18 protein-coding genes are annotated in these 22,006 nt (G+C 52.5%); 16 read left to right on the top strand and 2 right to left on the bottom strand.

The genetic code is table 11. From position 1 onward, the window contains the following. The first annotated feature begins 134 nt into the window (after positions 1-134). From DQG23_RS07660 to DQG23_RS07585, 16 genes are all read left to right on the top strand, one after another. Entirely contained in the window at positions 135-497 is a 363-nt protein-coding gene (locus DQG23_RS07660; protein WP_113030229.1) for a hypothetical protein, read from the top strand. 83 nt (positions 498-580) lie between these two features. Further along, a complete protein-coding gene (gene alaS, locus DQG23_RS07655; RefSeq protein ID WP_113030228.1) occupies positions 581-3,202 on the top strand; it encodes an alanine--tRNA ligase in 2,622 nt (873 codons plus the stop codon). A 149-nt stretch (positions 3,203-3,351) separates the two neighbouring features. After that, complete coding sequence (locus DQG23_RS07650) at positions 3,352-3,612, top strand: IreB family regulatory phosphoprotein (RefSeq protein ID WP_113030227.1); 261 nt, start codon at positions 3,352-3,354, stop codon at positions 3,610-3,612. A gap of 193 nt (positions 3,613-3,805) precedes the next feature. Continuing rightward, a complete protein-coding gene (gene ruvX / locus DQG23_RS07645; RefSeq protein ID WP_113030226.1) occupies positions 3,806-4,222 on the top strand; it encodes a Holliday junction resolvase RuvX in 417 nt (138 codons plus the stop codon). 12 nt (positions 4,223-4,234) lie between these two features. Beyond that, positions 4,235-4,546: a DUF1292 domain-containing protein gene (locus tag DQG23_RS07640; RefSeq protein ID WP_113030225.1), complete on the top strand. Its 312-nt coding sequence runs from the start codon at positions 4,235-4,237 to the stop codon at positions 4,544-4,546. Then, entirely contained in the window at positions 4,543-4,857 is a 315-nt protein-coding gene (locus DQG23_RS07635) for a DUF1292 domain-containing protein (RefSeq protein WP_113030224.1), read from the top strand. The genes DQG23_RS07640 and DQG23_RS07635 overlap by 4 nt, the downstream gene beginning before the upstream one ends. A 108-nt stretch (positions 4,858-4,965) precedes the next feature. Further along, positions 4,966-6,090, top strand: coding sequence for an endolytic transglycosylase MltG (gene mltG / locus DQG23_RS07630; RefSeq protein WP_337589391.1), 1,125 nt, complete (start codon positions 4,966-4,968; stop codon positions 6,088-6,090). Positions 6,091-6,217: 127 nt separating this feature from the next. Continuing rightward, a complete protein-coding gene (locus tag DQG23_RS07625) occupies positions 6,218-7,147 on the top strand; it encodes a peptidase U32 family protein (protein WP_337589390.1) in 930 nt (309 codons plus the stop codon). A 71-nt stretch (positions 7,148-7,218) separates the two neighbouring features. Further along, positions 7,219-8,637, top strand: a complete 1,419-nt coding sequence (locus tag DQG23_RS07620) for a peptidase U32 family protein (protein WP_238177794.1) — start codon at positions 7,219-7,221, stop codon at positions 8,635-8,637. Between the two features lie 242 nt (positions 8,638-8,879). Next, positions 8,880-11,027, top strand: coding sequence for a methyl-accepting chemotaxis protein (locus DQG23_RS07615; protein WP_238177793.1), 2,148 nt, complete (start codon positions 8,880-8,882; stop codon positions 11,025-11,027). Positions 11,028-11,636: 609 nt separating this feature from the next. Then, on the top strand, positions 11,637-13,466 hold the full coding sequence (locus DQG23_RS07610) for a peptidoglycan D,D-transpeptidase FtsI family protein (protein WP_238177792.1): 1,830 nt from the start codon (positions 11,637-11,639) through the stop codon (positions 13,464-13,466). Positions 13,467-14,249: 783 nt separating this feature from the next. Continuing rightward, positions 14,250-15,626, top strand: a complete 1,377-nt coding sequence (locus DQG23_RS07605; RefSeq protein WP_113030221.1) for an extracellular solute-binding protein — start codon at positions 14,250-14,252, stop codon at positions 15,624-15,626. Between the two features lie 81 nt (positions 15,627-15,707). Further along, positions 15,708-16,592 (top strand): carbohydrate ABC transporter permease, encoded by an 885-nt coding sequence (locus DQG23_RS07600; protein WP_113030220.1) that lies wholly within the window; start codon positions 15,708-15,710, stop codon positions 16,590-16,592. A 1-nt stretch (position 16,593) separates the two neighbouring features. Further along, complete coding sequence (locus DQG23_RS07595; protein WP_113030219.1) at positions 16,594-17,418, top strand: carbohydrate ABC transporter permease; 825 nt, start codon at positions 16,594-16,596, stop codon at positions 17,416-17,418. 23 nt (positions 17,419-17,441) lie between these two features. Next, positions 17,442-19,295, top strand: a complete 1,854-nt coding sequence (locus DQG23_RS07590) for a sensor histidine kinase (protein ID WP_113030218.1) — start codon at positions 17,442-17,444, stop codon at positions 19,293-19,295. Between the two features lie 49 nt (positions 19,296-19,344). Continuing rightward, a complete protein-coding gene (locus tag DQG23_RS07585; RefSeq protein ID WP_113030217.1) occupies positions 19,345-20,943 on the top strand; it encodes a response regulator transcription factor in 1,599 nt (532 codons plus the stop codon). Positions 20,944-21,283: 340 nt separating this feature from the next. Here the strand turns inward: DQG23_RS07585 and DQG23_RS42735 are convergent, their stop codons facing one another. Both DQG23_RS42735 and DQG23_RS42730 read right to left on the bottom strand, forming a co-directional pair. Beyond that, positions 21,284-21,466, bottom strand: a complete 183-nt coding sequence (locus DQG23_RS42735; protein ID WP_202865885.1) for a hypothetical protein — start codon at positions 21,464-21,466, stop codon at positions 21,284-21,286. Positions 21,467-21,515: 49 nt separating this feature from the next. After that, positions 21,516-21,968 (bottom strand): GH116 family glycosyl hydrolase, encoded by a 453-nt coding sequence (locus DQG23_RS42730; RefSeq protein ID WP_202865884.1) that lies wholly within the window; start codon positions 21,966-21,968, stop codon positions 21,516-21,518. Positions 21,969-22,006: the final 38 nt, after the last annotated feature.

Here is a 22,006-nt window from a genome sequence, read left to right as displayed (position 1 = left end):
GCGATTGTTTATAATTTTATGGAAGAATCGAAGTTTACAAATCGGTAAAGCGAAGACGAAATCCAAAACCCATAGCCCGTCGGACAGAGAGAAGGCTTAGGAGGCGCTGTGCCCCTGCTGGAAGAGCCTTTGCGATGAAGAATGGTTTAGCTAATTTCGGAGCGCGGAACAACTCCGCCGGCGTCAGACCCGTTATCGTCTTTATGAGGAGATTGCGTCTTGCACGCGATAACCAGGGTGGTACCGCGAATGATTCGTCCCTGTTTTCAGGGGCGTTTTTTGTTTTTTTGGAACAGGAAAAGGGGGCCGCTATGGGGGATACGATGTTACTGATCGGTATCGTTTCTGCATTATTCTGGGTTTTCATCATGCTTGCGATTATGGGGAAATTGAATGAGTTGATCGAACTCGGGAAAACGCAAGCGATGCAGAACGACAGAATCATCGAGTTACTGAAAAAAACGGCCGGCCATAGCGAAACGAGGTCTTCCGACTAGTACGGCGCCAACGATGCGGACCAGAACGGTTCGGCATTCCGAACAAGCGGACAATAAAACAAATAATAAACGGAGGGGTTCAAATGAAAGCAAGTGAAATCAGACGAAAATGGTTGGAATTTTTCGCCGAGAAAGGCCATAAAATCGAGCCGAGCGCTCCGCTCGTCCCGCATAACGATCCGTCGCTGCTGTGGATCAATGCCGGCATGGCGCCGCTTAAAGCCTATTTCGACGGCCGCGTGAAGCCGGAAAATCCGCGGATCGCCAACTCGCAAAAGTGCATTCGCACCAACGACATCGAGAATGTCGGTAAAACGCGCCGCCACCATACGTTTTTCGAAATGCTCGGCAATTTCTCGATCGGCGATTATTTCAAGGAAGAAACGATTACTTGGGCTTGGGAGTTTTTGACCGACCCGAAGTGGATCGGCTTCGATCCGAACCGTCTTTCCGTTACGGTATATCCGGAGGACGAAGAGGCATACAAATACTGGAATGAAAAAATCGGCATTCCCGCTGAGCGCATCTATAAGCTGCAGGACAATTTTTGGGATATCGGCGAAGGACCGTGCGGTCCGTGTACCGAAATTTTCTACGACCGCGGCGACAAATACGGCGATCTGAACGATCCGGAATGCTGGCCGGGCGGCGAGAACGAGCGGTTCCTCGAAGTATGGAATCTTGTTTTCTCGCAATTCAATCACAACAAGGACGGCAGCTACACGCCGCTTCCGAACAAAAATATCGATACGGGCGCAGGTCTCGAACGTTTCGCTTCGATCCTCCAGGATGTCGAATCGAACTTCGATACCGATTTGTTCCAGCCGATCATCCAGCAAACCTGCAAAATAGCAGGCGTCGAATACGGTGCGAATTCGGATAACGATGTGGCTCTTAAAGTTATTGCTGACCATGTCAGAACGGTTGCATTCTCGGTAGGCGACGGCGTGCTGCCGTCGAACGAGGGACGCGGCTACGTCATCCGCCGTTTGCTGCGCCGCGCCGTCCGCTACGGAAAAATGCTCGGCATGGATAAGCCGTTTCTGTATGAGCTGACGCCGATCGTCGGAGAAATTATGGGCGTCTACTATCCGGAAGTCGTAGAGAAGCGCGAATTCATCGAAAAGGTTATTCGTACCGAGGAAGAACGGTTCCACGAAACGTTGTCCGACGGGCTTGCCATCTTGGCGGAGCTTGCCGATAAGGCGGGCAAGGACGGCGTTACCCAAATCAACGGGGCGGATGCGTTCAAGTTGTACGATACGTACGGCTTCCCGTTCGATTTGACGGAAGACTATGCGAGCGAGAAGGGCCTTACCGTCGACCGCGAGGGCTTCGACAAAGCGATGGAGGAGCAGCGCGAGCGCGCGCGTGCAGCCCGTCAGGAATCGGAAAGCATGAAGGTGCAGGGCGGTCCGCTTGCCGAATATACGGATAAAACGGAATTTGTTGGGTATAATGATGGGATAATAAGCGCGAAAATTATTGCGATTGTCTTTGATCAGCAGATGGTCGATATGGTCGGCGCAGGCGAAACCTGCCAAGTTGTGTTAGACCGGACGCCTTTTTATGCCGAAAGCGGCGGCCAAGTCAGCGATCACGGAACTTTGTCGAACGGTTCGGTCCGCGCCAGGGTCGAGGAAGTCGGCAAAGCGCCGCACGGCCAGCATGTGCAAACGGTTGTCGTCGAATCCGGCGTTCTCCGCAAAGGGGATACCGTTGAAGCCGCAATCGACCGTTCCATGCGCGACGATATCGTCAAAAATCATACGGCAACCCATCTGCTTCATAAAGCGCTGAAGGAAGTGCTGGGCGACCACGTCAATCAAGCGGGCTCGCAAGTATCGCCGGATCGTCTTCGCTTCGACTTCTCGCATTTCGGCAGCATCACCGCCGACGAGCTGCAGGATGTCGAGGTGCGCGTCAATAACCAGATCTGGCACAATACGGTGCTGAACATTTCGCAAATGCCGATTGCGGAAGCGAAGGCTCTCGGCGCAATGGCGCTTTTCGGCGAGAAATACGGGGACGTCGTTCGTGTCGTTCGCGTTGGCGACTACAGCATCGAGCTTTGCGGCGGCTGCCATGTACAGAGCACCTCGCAAATCGGCCTGTTCAAAATCGTCAGCGAAAGCGGCATCGGTTCGGGCGTTCGGCGGATCGAAGCGGTAACCGGCCGTCATGCGTACGATTACCTGGACGGCCAGCTGGACCTTCTGAAGCAGGCGGCATCTGCGCTCAAGTCGAATATCGCCGACGTGCCGAAGCGCATCGACGGACTCCTTCAACAAGTAAAAGAACTGGGACGCGAGAACGATTCGTTGAAAGATAAGCTGAGTGCCGTTGAAGCGGGGAATTTGGGCGATCAAGTGAAATCGGTCGGCGGAATGAACCTGCTGGCGGCTAAAGTCGGCGGCGATATGGACGCGCTGCGGACGATCGTCGATCAGATGAAAGTCAAGCTATCCTCGGCCGTTATCGTGCTTGGCTCGGTTACGGACGGAAAAGTCAATCTGGTCGCAGCGGTTACGCAGGATTTGATCGGCAAAGGCGTACATGCCGGCAAAATCGTCAAGGAAGTCGCGGCGATTTGCGGCGGCAGCGGCGGCGGACGGCCGGATATGGCACAGGCGGGCGGTAAAGATCCGGCTAAATTGGACGAAGCGCTCAAGCATGTGGAAAGCCTCGTAGCCGCATTGGTATAGGTGTAACAAGGTTTTTTCGAAAAATAGGTAACAATTTGTGAATTTTTGCTTAAAAAAAAGGAATTGTTTCCTTTCGCACAGAATATATGCATAGATGAAGTGAAGTTGCAATTCGCGTAGAGAAACGTCCGATTCGGGAGGTGCTGGTGATGAGTTCCATGGATAAAACGATGAAATTCGACGTCAAACCGGAAGGGATCGAAACATCACCGAAGGAAGTTATTTTGGCCGTTTATGATGCGCTTCAAGAAAAGGGCTATAACCCGATCAATCAGATTGTCGGCTATTTGCTCTCCGGCGATCCGGCTTACATTCCGCGCCATAACAATGCGCGCAGTCTAATCCGGAAGCGGGAGCGCGACGAATTGATCGAGGAGCTGGTCCGGTCGTATTTGGCACACAACAAGTGAAAGCATGCGTTCAAAAAGCCTTCGCCGGTTTTTTGAAATTGTCGGCACGTATATCCTTCGTTGATTGTTCCATTACCCGGTAAACGCGATCTTCATAAGCTTAAGCTTACGATGTCGCTTTCTCCGAAAGCGTTTAGGACGGCTCAGCCGTTAATCCTTGACAACAAATGCAAAGGACGGCTAACCAATTTACATGCGACTGATGGGACTGGATTACGGAGACAAAACGATTGGCGTCGCGCTGAGCGATGAGCTCGGCTGGACGGCGCAAGGGCTTGAAGTGATCCGCCGCAAAAATGACGCACTGGATCTCGCAAGGATGCAGGCGATCATGGCGGAGTACGGCGTTGCCGAGATCGTGGTCGGCCTTCCGAAAAATATGAACGGAACGGTCGGGCCTCGCGGCGAAATTTGTATCGCTTTTGCAGAGCATTTGAAGCAGACCCTGCAGGTGCCCGTTCATTTATGGGATGAAAGGCTGACCACCGTCTCTGCTCAACGTACGCTGCTTGAGGCGGATGTTAGCCGGAAGAAACGTAAGCTGGTCATCGACAAGATGGCCGCCGCGCTCATATTGCAAAACTATATGGACGCCAAAACGAATAAATGAGGGGGATGTCTTGTGGAAAACGAACAACATTTGAACTTGGAAGAAGAACCGGAAATCATTTATATTCCGGACGAAGAAGGCAACGAGGAAGAGTTCGAGGTTATTGCCAGATTCGAAGTGGAGGACGGCTCCGATCGCAAATATATGGTGCTGTACCCGGTCGAAGCGGAGGAAGAGGATGAGCTTCTCGCATTCCGTTACGAAGAAGACGGCGATGACTTGCAGCTGTATACGATTGACGACGAGGAAGAGTGGAATATCGTCGAAGAAACGTTCAATACGCTGATGGCGGAAATGGACGGCGAAGAAGAGGAAAAAGCATGATTTCGTACACGCTGAAGGATGTCGTGCCGATTCGTTGGCTTCAAGAGACTTATGGGGATACGGTCGAGCTGGAAGGCGAAGGCAACCGTCCTGAGCCTTTTGCGATATTGGCCGAATTTTCATTAGGCGGAACGCATTACGCAGTCCTGCAATCGGAATCGATGCAGCATCTTGAAGAGGTCGCAATTTACCATATCGTCAAAAACGATAGCGGGGAGTACGAGCTCGACACGATCATGGACGATGACGAGTATGAAGCGGTTGCGGAGCTTTTTGACGAAATGACGGTATCGTTCGACGACGGCCGCTGATCGGCGCTCGGCGTACGCAACGAGGTTAACGAGGGAGCGGCGCCTGCGCCGCTCTCTTTTGCGGTTTCCATATACGCGAATGTGCCGGATTATTGGAGGAGAATATACGTGGGGGAAGAAAACTTCAGCAACAAGGCAGAGTTTTTCCAGGATTCGAACGGGTTCCCGAAGCGAAAAAGCAAGCTGAAAACGGCATTGATCGTTATTCTGATTATCTTGACCCTCTTCGCGCTGGCCGGTGCCGGCGGCTATTATTACGTGTGGAGCCAGCTTCAGCCCGTGACCAGGGCCGATCAGCCCATTCGCATTTCGATTCCGCCGGGAACGGGGACGAATGAAATCGCCGCTACGCTTGAAGAAAAAGGGATGATCAAAAACAGCACATTATTCGTTTATTATTTGCGTTACAAGAAGCAGGGCAGCCGTTTTCAAGCGGGGGAATACGATATGAAGCCCGGTTTGACGCTCGATGAAATTATCGGCAAGCTGAATCAGGGCGAAACTGTGAAAGAGGAAGTCATTCGTTTTACGATTCCGGAAGGGTTCACGGTACAGCAGATCGCCGAAAGGCTCGGCGAGCAGGGGATAGTGGACGTTGCCGGCTTCGTAGCAATGACGAATGAACGGCGCGACCTCCCCGACAGCTGGACGTCCGATATTCCGGATAAGCCGGAAATCAAGCATCGGCTGGAAGGATATTTGTTCCCGGAAACGTACGAAATGAAAAAGACGAGTACGCCGGAAGATATTTTGAACAGACTCGTTTCGGAATGGGATCGGAAGCTGGCCGAGCTGCCTGCCGACTGGAAGGCGAAATTGGAGGAACGCGGCCTAACGTTCCACCAGCTTTTGACGATCGCTTCGCTGGTAGAGCGGGAAGTCGTGGTGGAGGAGGAGCGTGCCGTGGTCGCAGGCGTCATCTACAACAGAATTGCCAAAAAAATGCCGCTGCAAATCGATGCGACCGTTCAATACGTCCTGGACAAGCCCAAAGAGCGTCTATTGGAAAAGGATTTGCTCGTCGAGAGCCCGTATAACACTTACAAAATCAATGGATTGCCGCCTGGCCCGATCGCGAGTCCGAGCTTGTCGTCGATCAAAGCGTCTTTGTATCCGGAGAAAACGAATTATTTATTTTATGTCACCAAAAAAGACGGCACGCAAGGCCATTTGTTCGCCGAAACCTTCGAAGAGCACAAGAAAAATATCGAGCGAAGCAAAAAGAATCAATAACCGGCTTCGTTCGGCTTTCGTCTTCATAGCCGGAATCGGCATCTGTACGATGCTTCACATTAAGGGCGTTATTTGTTAAGATCAAGGATGGTTTGTTTTGCGGCATGTGGAAAGGGTGAATGGATTGATGAAGAAACCGGAGCTGCTGACGACAGCGGCAACAATAGATGAAATGGCAAGGCTGATTGAAGCCGGAGCCAATGCTTTCAATATCGGGGAGCAAAAGTTTGGCATGCGGCTGGCCGGCGATTTTACGCCCGACCGGATTGCGGAAGCGGTCAAGCTGGCGCATAACGGCGGCGCGAAGGTGTATGTCGTTGCGAACAATATTATGGATAATACTATTTTGCCTGAGCTTCCCGGTTATTTGTCGCAGATGGAGCAGTGCGGCGCGGACGCGATCGTATTCGGCGATCCGGCGCTGCTGCTGGCTGCCCGCGAGGCAGGAGTGAAGCTGCCGTTTCATTGGAATCCGGAGATGACGGCAACCAACTATGCGACCGCCAACTATTGGGCAGGCAAAGGGGCCACGAGAGTTGTGCTGGCAAGGGAACTAAACCTGGAGCAGGTGCTTGAATTCAAGCGAAAAGCGAATATCGAGGTACAAGTGCAGGTGCATGGCATTACGAATATTTTTCACTCGAAGCGGCAGATGGTCAAAAACTATTTCGATCACCTCGGACGGCCCGTCGATAACGCCGTTATCGGCAAGGAGCGCGGCTTGTTTCTGCTTGAAGCGGAGCGTCAGGATGAGAAATATCCGATCTACGAAGACAAAAACGGAACGCATATTATGAGTCCGGACGACGTGTGCATGCTGGAAAGCTTGCATGAGCTGTTGGAAGCGGACATAGACAGCTTGAAGATCGAAGGCTTGATGAAGGATGTCCGGTATAACGAAACGGTAGTCGCCGCTTACCGCAAGACGATCGATGCGTATTTCGCCGACCCCGAGGGGTATACGTTCGATGAGGAGCTGCTGCAAGAGATCGAGCGAATTCAGCCTGGCGAGCGGCCGCTTTCGTTCGGATTTTTCTATAAGGAACAGGTTTATTAAAAGAAGACGCGGGCAGGCGTTTATCCTGAGAGAACGTCACATTGCGTTGAAATAAAATGGAGGTGGCTAGCGTGACGATACAATCGAATTCCGCTCAAGCGGACGCACAGCAAGAGACGATCGGCTCCGCCGCGGAAGGGAAAGGCACAGCGCTTCGCGAGAACCAATCGCTTGCCCGGAGCTCGGGCAGACAGCTTAAAAGGCCGGAGCTTCTCGCTCCCGCAGGCAATCTTGAAAAGCTGAAGTTTGCCGTTCATTACGGTGCGGATGCCGTATATATCGGCGGACAAAAGTACGGACTGCGGTCCAATGCGGACAATTTTACGCAGGAGGAAATGCGCGAGGGCGTCGAGTTTGCGAATCGTTACGGCGCAAAAGTGTTCGTCGCGACGAATATTTATGCCCATAACGAGGATATCGAAGGACTCGAGGATTATTTGCGCGGACTTCAGGACGCAGGCGTAGCGGCGATTATCGTTGCCGATCCCGTTATTATCGAAACATGCCGCCGCGTAGCGCCGAAGCTGGAAATTCATCTGAGCACGCAGCAGTCTACGATGAACTGGCAAGCCGTTCAGTTCTGGAAGGAAGACGGCGTCGACCGCGTCGTGCTTGCCCGCGAAGCGAATATGGAAGAAATTCACGAAATCAAACGGAATGTCGATATCGAAATCGAAGTTTTCGTGCATGGAGCGATGTGCAGCTCGTATTCGGGGCGATGCGTGTTGTCGAATCATTTTACCGACCGGGACTCCAATCGTGGAGGCTGCTGTCAATCTTGCCGCTGGAAATACGACATGTTTGAAAGCGGGCAGCCGTCCGGCGACGTATTCGTTTCGGAAGAAGAAGCGATGCAGGATGCCGCCGTCGGGCATTTTAAAGAAGGAATGAAGGAAATACCGCTCTTTGCCGAAGGCGAGGACGCCTTTACGATGGGCTCGAAGGACTTATGCATGATCGAATACGTTCCGCAGATGATCGAGTCCGGGGTGGAAAGCTTTAAAGTCGAAGGACGCATGAAAAGCATTCATTACGTAGCCACAGTCATTAACGCGTACCGGCAAGCGATCGATGCCTATTTGGCCGATCCGGACGGCTACGAGCTGAAGCAGGAATGGCTTGACGAAATCGGCAAGGCGGCGAATCGTCCGCTTAACACCGGGTTTTTCTTCGATGAGCCCGGGCATGAGGACCATATTTTCGGACCGGAAGAAAAAGCGGTCAATTACGATTTTGCAGGTCTCGTGACGGCTTACGATGAAGCGTCGGGAATGGCTACCGTTCAGCAGCGCAACTTTTTTAAACCGGGCCAGGAAGTCGAGTTTTTCGGTCCCGGGGGAACAGGCTTCAAGCAGGTTGTCGGTACCATATGGGATGCGGAAGGCAACGAGCTGACTGCCGCGCGTCATCCTTTGCAGCATGTCCGTTTCCTGGTCGATCAGCCGGTCCGTTATTTCGATATGATGAGAAAGAAAACAGGCAAGGGCTGAGCCTAGCGCAAGTAGGTATACATTCCCGTTCGGAAAGGTTCTATAGTCATGGCTTAGCGGTGCATCGGGGTCGTAAAGACTACGGCAAATACCGCAATACGATGAAAATAATAGCAGGTTCAGGAGAAAAGTCCCCGAAAATGATTCGGGGATTTTTATTTTTTTAAAAATCATGTAAAGGAAACGGGGCCTCCTGTCGAAATATACTATATACATATCATTTCGAGGAAGGTGTTTCCATTTTGAAACCGATCAACGAATACTTCAGGAAAGTGAATGCCTCGATTGGGCGTTTGCGGAAACAAGTTCCGGGAAAGACGAACGGAGACGCGCCAGGGACGCAAGGCATCGCCATAAAGAACCCGATAAAGTCGGTAGGAATGAAGCTGTTTTTGATCTTCTTCATTTGTATCGTGGTGCTGGTTGTAGCTGTAGGTTTATTTTCGTATTACCAGTCCAAAAGTATCATTGAGGAAAAAATGGCGGTCTCCACCGAGCAGACGATCAGCGAAGCTGCCGACAAGCTGGAGCTCATGCTTAAAAATTACGAAGCGATTTCGATGCAGTTTCTGACGGACAACACGTTCAAGACGTCGCTGCGGAACTACATGGAGCCGAACGAGAATGCTTACGAGAAATTGACAAGATTCAAGGAATTAAGCGATAAGCTGCAAAGCTATCTGCTCGGAAACAACACCATTTTCAGCATCAGCTTGCTGCCGCTTGAGGAAAAAGGAGAAGTGAAGCCGGTTCTCGCCGGTTCGAATTTCTCGAATTTCGACTTTTTGAAGACCGACTGGTTCAAGCTGGCGTCCGAATCCGACGGACAAGTCATCTGGCTGGACTCGAAGAAAACCGGCTTCAGCGAAGGCGTGCGCGAGCCTGTATTCGGCATGACCAGAATTTTGACCGATCCGCTTACCGGCAAGAAGGCGTTCTTGCTGCTGTTCGAGATCAAGCTCAGCACCATTTCGGACGGACTGTCCAAAATCAAGATCGGCGATACCGGTCAAATCGTAATCGTCGATTCCGAAAATAACTTAATCAGCTCGCCGAATGCGGAAGCGGTGGAAACGAAATTCGACACGCCTCTCAACCAATCCGATTCGGATTCGACAGGTTCCTCCATCGCTGAACTTGACAGCAACAGGAAGCTGGTAGTCTACAAACCGATGAAGGTGTCCGATTGGAGAATCGCCGCCGTCGCGCCTGTAAAAGAGCTTGTTAAAGAGACGAGCCGTATTCAGACGGTGACGTGGGTTATGGCATTAATCGCTATGGCCGTAGCCGGTATCGCCGGATTTTTCGTCGCCCGGATGATCGGCGGGCCGCTGGCCAAGCTCCGCAACCTGATGAAGGAAGGCGAACGGGGGAATTTGACGGTCCGGATGAACTACTCGAGCAGCGATGAAATCGGACAACTGAGCTCAAGCTTCAACGAAATGATGGAGCAAATAACGCGGCTCGTCAAACAGACGAACGATTCCGCGAGCGAGGTTCTGAGAACGGCGGGAGAGCTGCTTAACGCCTCGAAGAAAACGGCGGTATCCGCCAAAGAAATCGCAGTTGCGACCGAGGAAATCGCGAACGGCGCATCCAGCTTGGCGATCGAAGCCGAGAAGGGCAGCAGCTTGACGAACGAAATCGGCGGGCAAATGCGTCAGGTCGTCGAATCGAATATGGAAATGGGCGGCTCTGCAGCCGTCGTACAACAAGAGAGCGAGCGCGGAACGACTTACATGTCCGATCTGATCATCAAGACGAACGCGACAGAGGAAATGACCCGTTCGATGGTCGAGAAAGTCGACCGGTTGAAGGACAGCACGTCGTCCATCCGCAAAATTCTTGAGGTTCTGAACAACATGACGAAACAAACGAATATTTTGTCTCTGAACGCGACGATCGAAGCGGCGCGCGCCGGTGCGGCAGGCAAGGGCTTCATGGTCGTTGCGGACGAAATCCGTAAGCTTGCCGAACAGTCCAAGCAGTCGATCGAAGTGGTCGGACAAATAACCGAAACGATCCAAACGGAAATAGACGAAACTGTATCCGCACTGTCTACCGCTTATCCGGTGTTCCAGGAACAGATCCTATCGGTTAAAGAAGCGGAGCAAATATTCAAGCAAGTTCAAGGTCATATGTCCAGCTTTGTCGTGCAGCTGGAATCCGCTACGCAGTCGATTCAATTGCTGGATCAATCGCAGTTGGTGCTGAACGAGGCGATGACGAACGTCAGCGCGGTATCCGAGGAATCGTCGGCTACTTCGCAGGAAGTCGCATCGCTCAGCAACGAGCAGCTTAATGTCAGCGAAGGGCTCGTCCGCTTGTCGGAAAGCCTGGAGCAGCTGTCGACTTCCTTGCAGCAGTCGCTGGACAAGTTCCGCGTATAATGATGAGATTAAAAACGTCTGTCCTGTTATCGGGCAGACGTTTTTATTGTGGTACAACAAAGCGGACGGCCGAATGCAGTGTCAAAAGATATGCGAAATCAGCATACAAGGGCAGGTTCGAAAGCGTGGCGTTCCGGCTTCCGACCCTGCCCTTGTATATATTTTCATCGGTTCTGTCAGTTCGTAAGCTTTGAAAAGATCTCATTCCATGTCAGGGGACCCTCGTGTTCAATAGGTGGAGTTCCTACGACTTTTCGGTTGATTGGCATAAGAGGCTCTATAAATGTAGAAACGACATTTGGGCTTGAGAAAAGCGGAAACGCCGTTTTTTGCCGTGTCGTAGGGTTGTTCTCAAACCAGCATTCCAGAAGCCGCAATGCGTTAACATTCGATGTGATCATATCGATTTCACCCGCTCGGGTAATGTGGACAAGCTTAGCGGTAGTTACAAAATGTATGAACGAGCTGCTCCAGCATATCCATTAAAGGGGGAGTGGTTAGACCACCGTGACAGAGTGATTCATTATTTATTGTTGCCTGCCTTCGGTTTGTCGCGATTCCGGATTGTGCATAATGGTAGCAACTTGTAAATACATGGAGTGGCCTAGTATGCTGGATAAGCGCCGAATTATGTTTGTACTGTTGACGATTTGTGCGGCGATGGTTGTTCTTGCCGTCAGGCTTATGCTGATTCAGGTCGTTCCGGGCTTCGGACATGCAAGCCCTGCGCTCATTCGCGAATCGGTCGGGCAGCGCGAGCAGCAAGTTGTTTTAAACAGCGGCCGGGGCGATTTTTATGATAGAAGCGGGATGCCGATAACAGGCGAGAGTTATCCGGCTCTTTTGGTGTTTCCAAACAAGGAGCAAATGAAAGCGACATCCGAAACGGAAACGGCCGCAGACATTCTCGGCGTATCCAGGAAGGAATGGATGGACTTTGTGCAACAATTAAAGCAGCCGGGATGGTGGACGATCAATCGCAGAACCGGGAGCGATAGCCGTGAAATATTACGCGATGTCCCCCAGCGTCTGACGGATTCCCAAGCTAAACGGTTAAAAGCTATCCACGTGCCCGGCATCACGGTAACGGACTACCAGGCGCGTTATATTCAGCCCTATTATGCGTCGCAGTTGATCGGCTTTATCGGCGAAAATCCGGAGCGGCTGCAGTCGCAGTTTGCGGACAAGCTGGCGAAGGGGCAATTTACGCTGACAAGCCGGATCGGCGGCTCAGGCCTGGAAAAGACGTTCCAGCCTTACGTACAGGGGATCGGGCCGACGACGCTATCGCTTTTTACCGACGGGCAGCATAACCCGCTCGGCGGTCTTGACGTCCGATTAGTCGATCCGGGGAACGATCATTATCCGACACAGGTCATTACTACCTTAAGCTTGCCTGTTGAAAGAAAGATCGAAGAGCTGCTGGAAAGGCTGAAGGTTCGGAAAGGCGCTGTCGTCGTGCTGGATGCGCATACGGCGGACATCGTCGCCATGTCGAGCAGGCCCGGCTTCGACCCCAATCGAATCAGGCTGGATGAGCGTGGCTGGGAAAACCTTGCGCTGCGGGCTGTCGAGCCCGGCTCGGTATTCAAAACGATCGTGGCTGCCGCCGCGCTTGAAGAACGTGTAGCGAAGCCGGATGAAGTTTTCCGCTGTGAAGGTGAGCTTGGGAAATTCGGCTTTTCGTGCTGGCTGCCTGGAGGACATGGCAGCATTACGTTTGCGGAAGCGTTCGCCGAATCGTGCAACATCACGTTTGCCAAGCTGATGCAGCGGCTATCCTCCGAGACGCTCGCCGTTTATGCAAAAAAGCTGGGCGTTCTGCTGCCGGTCGGCTGGACGGGAGATGCGCCGGGGCAATCCGGGTTTCGCCAGCTTGACGGCGAAGATGCCGGTCAGCTCTTTGCATCCGGGACTCGGGTGGATGATGAAGGCGTGCGCACGCAAACGGCTATCGGACAGCGGGATGTGCGGATGACGCCGCTCGCTGCTGCGAATATGGTCGTAACGCTCTTGAACGGAGGAGTCGTGCGGGAGCCGCGGGCCGTTTCGGAAATCCGCTTTAAGAGCGGGCGGCTGCTGTACGCTTTTCCTGAGCAAACCGTTTCGCCCCGCTCGGGTATATCGCCGAAAACTGCGGCAACGCTTCGAAAGTGGATGGAGGGTGTCGTCGACCATGGAACCGGAACATCGCTGCAAAAAGCGAAATGGAAGCTCGCAGGAAAATCCGGCACGGCGCAAACGGGAAGCGGCGATCTCGTTCATCAATGGTTTGTCGGGTATGGCCCGACAACCGAGCCGCGTTTTGCGGCCGCCGTTTTGATCGCGGATACGGACGCGACGGAAGCGGGCCTTGCCAACGCCGTCTTCCGCGGCGTTATGGACATATTGGCGGCCGAGCCAACACTCTCGGCCTCCGTTGATCCTACCCGCCCCTAAAACGAAAGGCTGTCCCTCTTGGATCCTCATGAGGCGGCTTGTTTTGAGAAAGTCGATTCACCCGCAATCCAAGCCAAACATGGCCTTACTCCCCTCAAACAACTTGTTTTGGATTCCTCTTATTTGTAGAGCCCCTACGGGGCGCGGTAGGAATCCAAAGCCAAAACTCGCCGTCAGACCATGTTTTGCTCTCCTCGCTTGGAACGCGACTTTCTCGAAAAACCGAAAGACTATCCCTATAATCGGGACAGCTTTTAATATGAACGAGAAGTGACGAGCTTTATGTTCAGCTTTAAAGAGGTTAAAAGGCGAGGTTGCTATCCTACGCCGTATTTCACGGCGTCACGGGATATTTGCGGCCGAGCCAACACTCTCGGCCTCAACCCGTCCTGCCCGCCCCTAAAACGAAAGGCTGTCCTGGTAATCGGGACAGCCTTTCGTTTTTGTGCGGGAAAGTGGCGAGCTGCTTGATCAGCTTCAAAGGAGTAGGGGGTATGCGGCGGAAAGACCTGGCGGCCGACTTGAAAGTCGTATCCTTACCTTGCGTTTAATCATGAGGATACGACTTTCACGGAGGTGGAGACGGATACCCCCTGCTCCGTTTGTAACATAAGCCACTTTCCCGCGCAGACAAATTAAGCTGTCCCATCCAAGGGACAGCCTTGCGTTTTAGAGAATTTTATCCCTCCATTCGCGAAATGTCCGTCTGTGAGGAAACGGCCATCCTTCCTATAATCAAATTGTAAGCGAAACCATGAAGCGAAAAATAGGAGGTCACCGCAAATGAATAAGAAGAAAACGATGTTATCCCTCACGATGGCACTCACAATGGCGGCAACGGCAGTCGGCTGCGGAAGCGGAAGCGGTACGAAAAATTCGGCTTCGAATTCTCCTTCGACGTCGCCATCCCCTTCGGCTTCGGTGAAACCGGCGGAATCCGAAAAACCGAAAGATTTTAAAATGACGATTCGTCACATCAATATCCGCGACACGGCGAAAAACGCGCTTGCTTTGCTGCAGGACGTAGTGAAGAAAACGGAATCGCAAGTACCGGGCCTCAAGTTCGAGCTGGACGGCGTCGAAGATGTGGTCAACCGCGACCAAAAGCTGAAGGCCGAAATGGCCGCCGGCAACCCGCCTCCGATCTTCAACCTATTCGGCGGCGACGATACCAAAAACTACTCGAAGGCGGGGCGCCTGCTTGATCTGACCCCGATTCTTGCCGAGCTCGGCTTGAAAGACAAGTTCATGAACCTTAGCGAATTTACTGTTGACGGCAAAATTTACGGGTTGCCTGACGCAGGTTATGTGGAAGGCATTTTCTACAACACGAAGATGTTCGCTGACGCAGGCGTTCAAGTGCCGAAAACATGGGACGATTTCCTGAAGGTTTGCGAAGCGCTGAAAACGAAGGGTATTACTCCGATCGCCATGGGCGGCGGCGCAGGCGACGGTTGGGTCATCAATATGCTGGCCAACACGCTGTTCGTTCGCAACGGCGGACCGGAAATCCAGGAAGGCTTTGCGACAGGCAAATCCAAATGGACGGATACGGCGGTTGTCGACGCGTTCAAAAAGCTTGACGAGCTGAAGCAAAAAGGCTACATCGATAAAAACGTCATCGCGATGAAATATCCGGACGGTCAAGCGAAGTTTTATACGGGTCAAGCGGCTATGCTGTTCGACGGCAGCTGGGCGATCGCGGGAATTACGGGCGAGAAATCGACGATCAAGGACAATGTCAGCTTCTTCAACTTCCCGAATATGGGCGGCAAAGGCGACGACTGGATCAACGGCGGCTTCTCCAACGGGTACGGCTTCTCCAGCAAGCTGAACGAAAACGAGCTTAAGGCGGTTAAAGCATTTATTAAAACCTTCTATACCGAAGACAATCAAAAGCTCGAGCTGAAAAACTCCGGCCGCATCCCAGCCATGAAGCTTGCGGACATCGGCGACACGAAAGGTCTCGTAGCGGACGTCGTAAAAGGCCAAGTCGCAGCGACGAAAGGCGCCTTCCCGGCATTCGACGCGCTTGTTCAAGCGGCGGTCAAGAAAACGCTGGAAGAAACGATGGAAGAGCTGATGGGCGGTAAAATTACCCCTGAGAAGGCGGCCGAAAAAATGCAGAAAGCGCAAGACGAAGCGAACAAAGCGAAATAAGCGAGCGGGTTGAAGGTTCGGGCGCCACACGTATGCGGTGGTGCCCGCTTCCCGATGACAGGCGTACAGGAGGTAACCCACATGAACAAAGTTATGCGAAATCCATACGCCTACGCGATTTTCATACTTCCCGCGATGGCGCTTTATATTACGTTTTACATCGTGCCTTTGATCAGCTCGCTGCGTTACTCGGTGACAAGCTGGAACGGCATCAACGAGCCGATTTTCAACGGACTGGACAACTTCGTCAAGGCGTTCCGGGACGAGAAGTTTTTGACCGCGTTCAAAAACAATATCACCTTCGTCCTGTTTTCCTGCTTCGTGCAGATACCGATTATCGTCACGCTTTCGATCATACTGAGTAATGTCCGGCGCTTTCAGGAATTTTACAAAACGACGGTTTTCATGCCTAGCATATTGTCCACTGCGGTTGTCGGCGTCATCTGGAAGTTCATTTATCATCCGGATGCCGGACTTGTGAATCAAATTTTGCGTCTTATCGGGCTCGAATCGTGGACGCGGGGCTGGCTTGGCGACGAAAACTTTTCGTTCCTGTCCATTCTCGTTACGAATTCTTGGCAATGGTTCGGTTTTTACATTGTGCTCGTGCTTGCGGCGATTTTTTCCATCTCCAAGGAAATGCTGGAGGCCGGCGAAATCGACGGCGCCGTCGGCTGGCGCAGGGCGCGGTATTTGATCGTTCCGCTTATACGCCCGATCATTCTCGTCATTTTGCTGCTGTCGATTACCGGCGCCATGAACGCCATCGACATCGTGCTGATCATGACGGCAGGCGGGCCTTTCGGAAGCTCCGAAGTCATGGGCACATATATGTACAAGCAGGCGTATTCGATGTCGCAGTACGGCTATGCGACGGCGATCTCCATCATCATTTTCGTCCTGACTTGCATCTTGACGCTCATATTCCATTTGATTACCAGACGGTCGCAGGAGGTCGAGCACTAATATGAAAAAACGCATCAAGCTGTTCCCTCACCTGATCCTCTTGCCGTATCTCGCCGTTATCTTGTATCCGCTGCTGTTCGTGCTGAATTCGTCCTTCAAGGACAACACCCAAATCGTGACGCATCCGTGGAGCCTGCCCGAGTCGTTCAGCTTGGAAAATTACACGAAGGCGTTTACGAGCGCGCACATCGGCAAATTTTTCTTCAACAGCTTGTATATTTCCACGACGGCAACGACGGCTTCGATCTTGCTTGCGCTGGGCATAGCTTACGCCGTTACACGGATGAAATTTCCGACGCTCAGCAAAATGACGTACGGTCTGCTGCTGCTTTCGCTGCTTATTTCGCCCGTGTCGCTGTTAATTCCGCTTTATATCATGATCAAAAATTTAGGCTTGTACAACACGCCTTTCGCTTTGATCGTACCGTATACGGCTTTCGGCATCCCGCTTTCGGTATTCGTCATCGCGGCGTTCCTCAAATCGATACCGAAGGAGCTCGAGGAAGCGGGAATCATGGACGGTCTTTCGGTGTTCGGCCTGCTCGGGCGTATCGTGCTTCCGCTAACGATGCCGACGCTCGTAACCGTGTTTATCATCAACTTCATCAGCCATTGGAACGAGTACATTTTGGCCAGCCTTCTGCTGTCGGGAGAAAGCCTGCGTACGCTCCCCGTGGCGGTCGTCGCCTTTATGGATAAGTTCAACTTCAATTACGGCGCCATGAGCGCGGCGGTCATGATCAGCTGCGTGCCGGTCATTATCGTCTACGCCGTTCTTCAGAAAAAAATTATCGAGGGCGTAGCGGCGGGAAGCGTGAAGGGCTAAGACGGCGAGAAGGAGCAGGATGGATGAGCCTTTACAAAAAAATACTCGGTGCGTTCATCATTTTCATCATTCTGCCGCTGCTGACGCTAAGCTGGGGCAGCTTCACGCTTTCGCAAAGGCTGATCGAAACGAAGTTCAGCGAACAGAACGAGCTGACGCTGAAGGCGATCGGCCGAAACCTTCGGTATGTGCTAAAGGAAGCGAACTATTTTTCCGACTATTATTCGATTATGCGCGGCGAAATTCAAGGCATCTATAAGGAAATGTACTGGCGGCAAGAGCCTTCGCAGGAAACGAACGAGCTGAATTCGGCTTTCGAGCGAAACATACGGCAGACGGTGCTGACGTATCAGCCGATCGTCTCCGTGGCGCTTTTTTCCAGTTCCGGCTCCTCGTATTCTGCAAGCAATATGAGCAAAAAGCTCATTTCGTTCGACAAGCTCAAGGAAAACCCGGTATACGACGAGGTGCTGGAGCTGAACGGCACGCCGAAATGGATCGGGCCGAAGGAGCATGCCGAGCTGGGCTTGGACGATTCTTATTATTATCAGGTGCGTGTGGTGAAAGATTTTTATAATTTGGAGGACCGCGGCGTTTTGCTGCTGCAAGTGCAGTTCGGCGAGCTGGAAAATATATTCAACCTGTACAGCACCGGCGAGTCGGTGAATAGACGTTTCCTGCTGATGGGGGAGGACGGCCTCGTTCATTTTGACAATTACGGTCAGGAGCTGCAGGGGAAAAATGTATTCGAAACACTTAAAGGCTCCCGGAAGCCGGGCCGCCCGTTCGAAAGCGAGAAGGTCGAGTTCGGCGGCAAACCGAACATCGTTTCGTTTCAATCACTTGAGCTTGAAGATTTAGGCGCAAAAGGGTGGAGCGTCGTATCGATCACTCCGCTTGACGATATCAGCGGTCAGATGACGACGGTTATGGGCTGGATCGCGTTTTTTCTGACGGTTATACTTGGATTTGCTTTTATTTTCAACTTCGTTTTTGTCAATCGGATCATCCGGTTTATTTTGCGGGTCGTAGGAGCAATGAAAAAAGTCGAGCACGGCGATTTGACGATTCGGGTAATGGCGCAGTCGAAGGACGAAACGTCCGTACTGTCGCGGGGCTTCAACAGCATGGCGGAACGGATCAGCGATCTGTTAAACGAGATCAAGCGCGAACAGGAACGCAAGAATAAAGCGGAGCTGATGCTGCTGCAGGCTCAAATCAAGCCGCATTTTCTGTTTAATACGCTGGAGTCGATCAATATTTTGGCGGTGCAGAACGAGGGGCGCAAGGTCAGTCAGATGGTGCGGAGGCTTGGCAATATTTTGCGCATCAGCATTCATCATAAAGAAGAAATTTCGGTGCGCCAGGAATTGGAGCATCTGACCAGTTATATGGAAATTCAAAGCTATCGTTTCGAGGATTTGTTCGAATACGAGCTGGACGTTCCCGAGGAGCTTTTGCATTACACGGTTCAAAAGCTGACGCTTCAGCCGCTTGTGGAAAATTGCATTCAGCACGGCTTCGAGGGCATAGGCTACAAAGGGATGATCCGCATCCGGATCGTACTTGAGGGCGACAAACTCGCATTTTATGTGGAAGACAACGGCGTAGGCATTCCGCCGGAGCGGCTGCCAGCGTTTCAATATTCGACCGCGGCGAACCAGTCGCTGCTGGACGCGCAAACGGCGTATCCTTTCGGCGAACGGCAAGGCTTAGGCGTAAACAATGTGGCGGATCGGATCCGCATCCATTACGGACCCGGCTACGGTTTGTTCCTATGCAGCATGCCGGGGAAAGGCACGACGATCAAATGCACGATACCGGCAATAGGCGAGGATCGGCACGAATCGGAAAAAGAGGCGGCTGCGACTCGTTGAAAGCTGTAAGCGGGATACAAAGGGCGATAGACAAAAGGGAGTGACGTATATGCTGAAGGCGCTTTTGGTGGACGATGAGATCAACATTTTGCGCAATCTGCAGAAGGTAATTCCTTGGGAGGAGATCGGCTTCGAAATCGTCGGGCTCGCCGGCAACGGCGTGAAGGCGCTGCAATTGGCGGAGGAGCACCGGCCCGATCTCGTCCTTTCGGATATACGCATGCCCGTCATGGACGGGATTACGTTCGTTGAGAAGCTGCGCGAGCTGACCGGCGAATGCGAGTGCGTCATGCTGACCGGTTATCAGGACTTCGAATACGCCCGCTCCGTCATGCGGTTCGGCGTCAAGGAATATATGCTCAAGCCGATCGATTACGAGGAGCTGGAGCAAGTCGTTCGGAGAGCGGCTTCGGCTATCCGGATCAGAAGGCAGGAAGCGAGAAGCGAGGAGCGCAAGTGGGGCAGCGTAGTCGGGCTGGCGTATGAAAAAATATTGTACGATTTTCTGATGGACTATACGTCGGTCGCGGCACACCCGCTGCTTGCGGCCGAAGAACTTCAGCTGGATGAGCTGGAGTACGCCCTCCTCCTTGTCGATCTTGACCGCTACTCGCAGCTTTCGCTCGGCTGGAGCGAGGAGGAACGCAAGCTGTGGAATTTCGCGATACGCAACGTACTTCAGGAAGCGCTTGCCGGCGAGAAAAAGAAATATGCGGTGCTGCAAATGCGCGAAGGCGAATGGTGCCTATTGATCGAGCATCCGAAAGGAGACGCCGCGTTCGACGGCGGTCAAGCGCTGCGATGGGCGGAGCTTGTGCGCGAAGCGGTCGGGCATAACGTAAAGCTCGGCGTCTGCATCGGCATTTGTCCGCGTCCCGTTTCCGCAGATCGGCTGTCGGTGGCCTATAAGAGCGTACAGCGCTCCGTCAGCCTCGCCCCCGGAGAAGGCTTGCTGATTGCGGAAACGGAGGAGGCGGGCGAGCGGCGGGAGTCCGTCGACTTTTTGTGGCAGCTGGTGGAGGCGATCGTATCGGGGTTGAAGCAATGCGATCGCAGGCAAACGGAGGAAGCGCTGCAGTCGCTCAATCGTCATTTGCGAACGATACCGGATACCGCGCTGCTTCGCGTTCAGCAAATCCTGCATTTTCTCGTGCTCCATTTGCTGCGGGAAATGCGCGAGATGGATGTGCTTCCCCAAACACAGGAAGAAGCGATCTGGGGCAAGCTGGGCCGCTGCATGGGAGCGAAGGATTTGCTGGCCGTCATGAACGAGCTGATCAATCAATGCCTGCAGGTAGTGGTCGGAAAAAAGTCGAGCGTCGTCCTCATGATTTCGGCCAAGGACTATATCGACAAGAAGCTGTCCGCCGATCTCGGAATCGACGAGCTTGCCGATTACCTCGGCATCAGCGGCAGTTATTTCAGTTTGCTGTTCAAGCAGCACTTCGGCGTCACATTCGTCGAGTACGTTACGAAGCTCCGGATGGAGACGGCGAAATCGATGCTAGCCGTAAGCGACAGAAGCGTTACGCAAATAGGTGAATCGGTCGGTTATCTCGAGCGAAGATATTTTACGAAAGTATTTCAGAAGTATACGGGTATGACGCCGTCCGAATATCGCGAAAGCAAAAAGCCGGCAGACTCGTAACGAAAATTAGGGGGCCGAAAGTCAAGCTTGCATTCCGGATCCGACGCATTGCAATGAACAAGCACAAGGATAAACGCTTCGCCGTCCTAAACGCTTTCGAAGTAAGCGACTTCGTAAGCATACGCTTAAGGACAGGCTCGTTTACCGGTGAAATATCAGGCTTAAGGAATTGTGTAACATATAAATGATATTTTGAAAAAAGACGCTTCCATCCCCACAATGACTGTGGTTATGCAAGCGTCTTTGCTCATTCTTTGCGACTGATTCGCTTAATGCTTCCATATATTGAAACGACCCATCTGCTGTGCGCAATATCATCTTGGACGGGGAGCCGCATGAGTCACGATCCGAACGTAACGCTTACCGACTGGCCCGCTTTGATCCGAATGTTCGGCTGGAAGGCGATGAGTCCGTCTTGCAGGCTGAACGAGACCGGCACGGAACCGATTGTGATTTCGGTGGCCTGCCGTCCTTGTATGAACGGCAGATTCAGGCTGCGGATTTCAAGCTCTCCGTACAGCACGCGCAGCTCAACCCGGCCGCCGTTCCGTTCGAACGTTCCCCAGCCGCTGTCAAGCGACCAGAAGCATCGGAACGAATCGCCTTCGGCAATTCGGGTTAAAGAAGATCCGTTTGACCGTCATATCGTATTCGAAGCCGCTGTAAGTCAAAAGCAGCGAATAGCTGGCCATCGATCTCGCATAATTGCTCCCGCATTCGAACTCGTTCCATGGACTTCTGCGTTCGCCGTCATACCGGTCGCGTATCGCTTCGACGATTTCCATGCCTTCGGCGACCTTCCCTTTCTGAATCATATGGACCGCGGCCTGATATTCGAAGCCGTTCATCGTTTCCGTCGAATACGTAAGCGGTACGGCTGGCTTGACTGTGCCTTCCGGCCATGTGCAGATCATGAGCCCGGCTTCGTCGTTCAGGCTGTACAAGCGCCAAGGATTGAAAATGTTCCGCATGCTTGTCTTGAAATTATGGCGGTAGATGGAAGCAAGCGACTTCCTCGTTTGCACCGAATCGAATATTTCGCCGAGGCCGCAAAGATTATATT

It is taken from the genome of Paenibacillus contaminans, assembly GCF_003285015.1.
GTDB lineage: Bacteria > Bacillota > Bacilli > Paenibacillales > NBRC-103111 > Paenibacillus_V > Paenibacillus_V contaminans.
Note: the sequence above shows the minus strand (reverse complement) of the source record. Positions and strands in the feature narration are given on the sequence as shown.

Bases quoted from the DNA above. Each gene is read 5' to 3' on its own strand.
- DQG23_RS07610 (WP_238177792.1), top strand. From the start codon at position 11,637: ATGCTGGATAAGCGCCGAATTATGTTTGTACTGTTGACGATTTGTGCG.
- DQG23_RS07625 (WP_337589390.1), top strand. From the start codon at position 6,218: ATGAAGAAACCGGAGCTGCTGACGACAGCGGCAACAATAGATGAAATG.
- DQG23_RS07595 (WP_113030219.1), top strand. From the start codon at position 16,594: ATGAAAAAACGCATCAAGCTGTTCCCTCACCTGATCCTCTTGCCGTAT.
- DQG23_RS07590 (WP_113030218.1), top strand. From the start codon at position 17,442: ATGAGCCTTTACAAAAAAATACTCGGTGCGTTCATCATTTTCATCATT.
- DQG23_RS07660 (WP_113030229.1), top strand. From the start codon at position 135: ATGAAGAATGGTTTAGCTAATTTCGGAGCGCGGAACAACTCCGCCGGC.
- DQG23_RS07605 (WP_113030221.1), top strand. From the start codon at position 14,250: ATGAATAAGAAGAAAACGATGTTATCCCTCACGATGGCACTCACAATG.
- DQG23_RS07585 (WP_113030217.1), top strand. From the start codon at position 19,345: ATGCTGAAGGCGCTTTTGGTGGACGATGAGATCAACATTTTGCGCAAT.
- DQG23_RS07650 (WP_113030227.1), top strand. From the start codon at position 3,352: ATGAGTTCCATGGATAAAACGATGAAATTCGACGTCAAACCGGAAGGG.
- DQG23_RS07600 (WP_113030220.1), top strand. From the start codon at position 15,708: ATGAACAAAGTTATGCGAAATCCATACGCCTACGCGATTTTCATACTT.
- alaS (WP_113030228.1), top strand. From the start codon at position 581: ATGAAAGCAAGTGAAATCAGACGAAAATGGTTGGAATTTTTCGCCGAG.
- ruvX (WP_113030226.1), top strand. From the start codon at position 3,806: ATGCGACTGATGGGACTGGATTACGGAGACAAAACGATTGGCGTCGCG.
- DQG23_RS07635 (WP_113030224.1), top strand. From the start codon at position 4,543: ATGATTTCGTACACGCTGAAGGATGTCGTGCCGATTCGTTGGCTTCAA.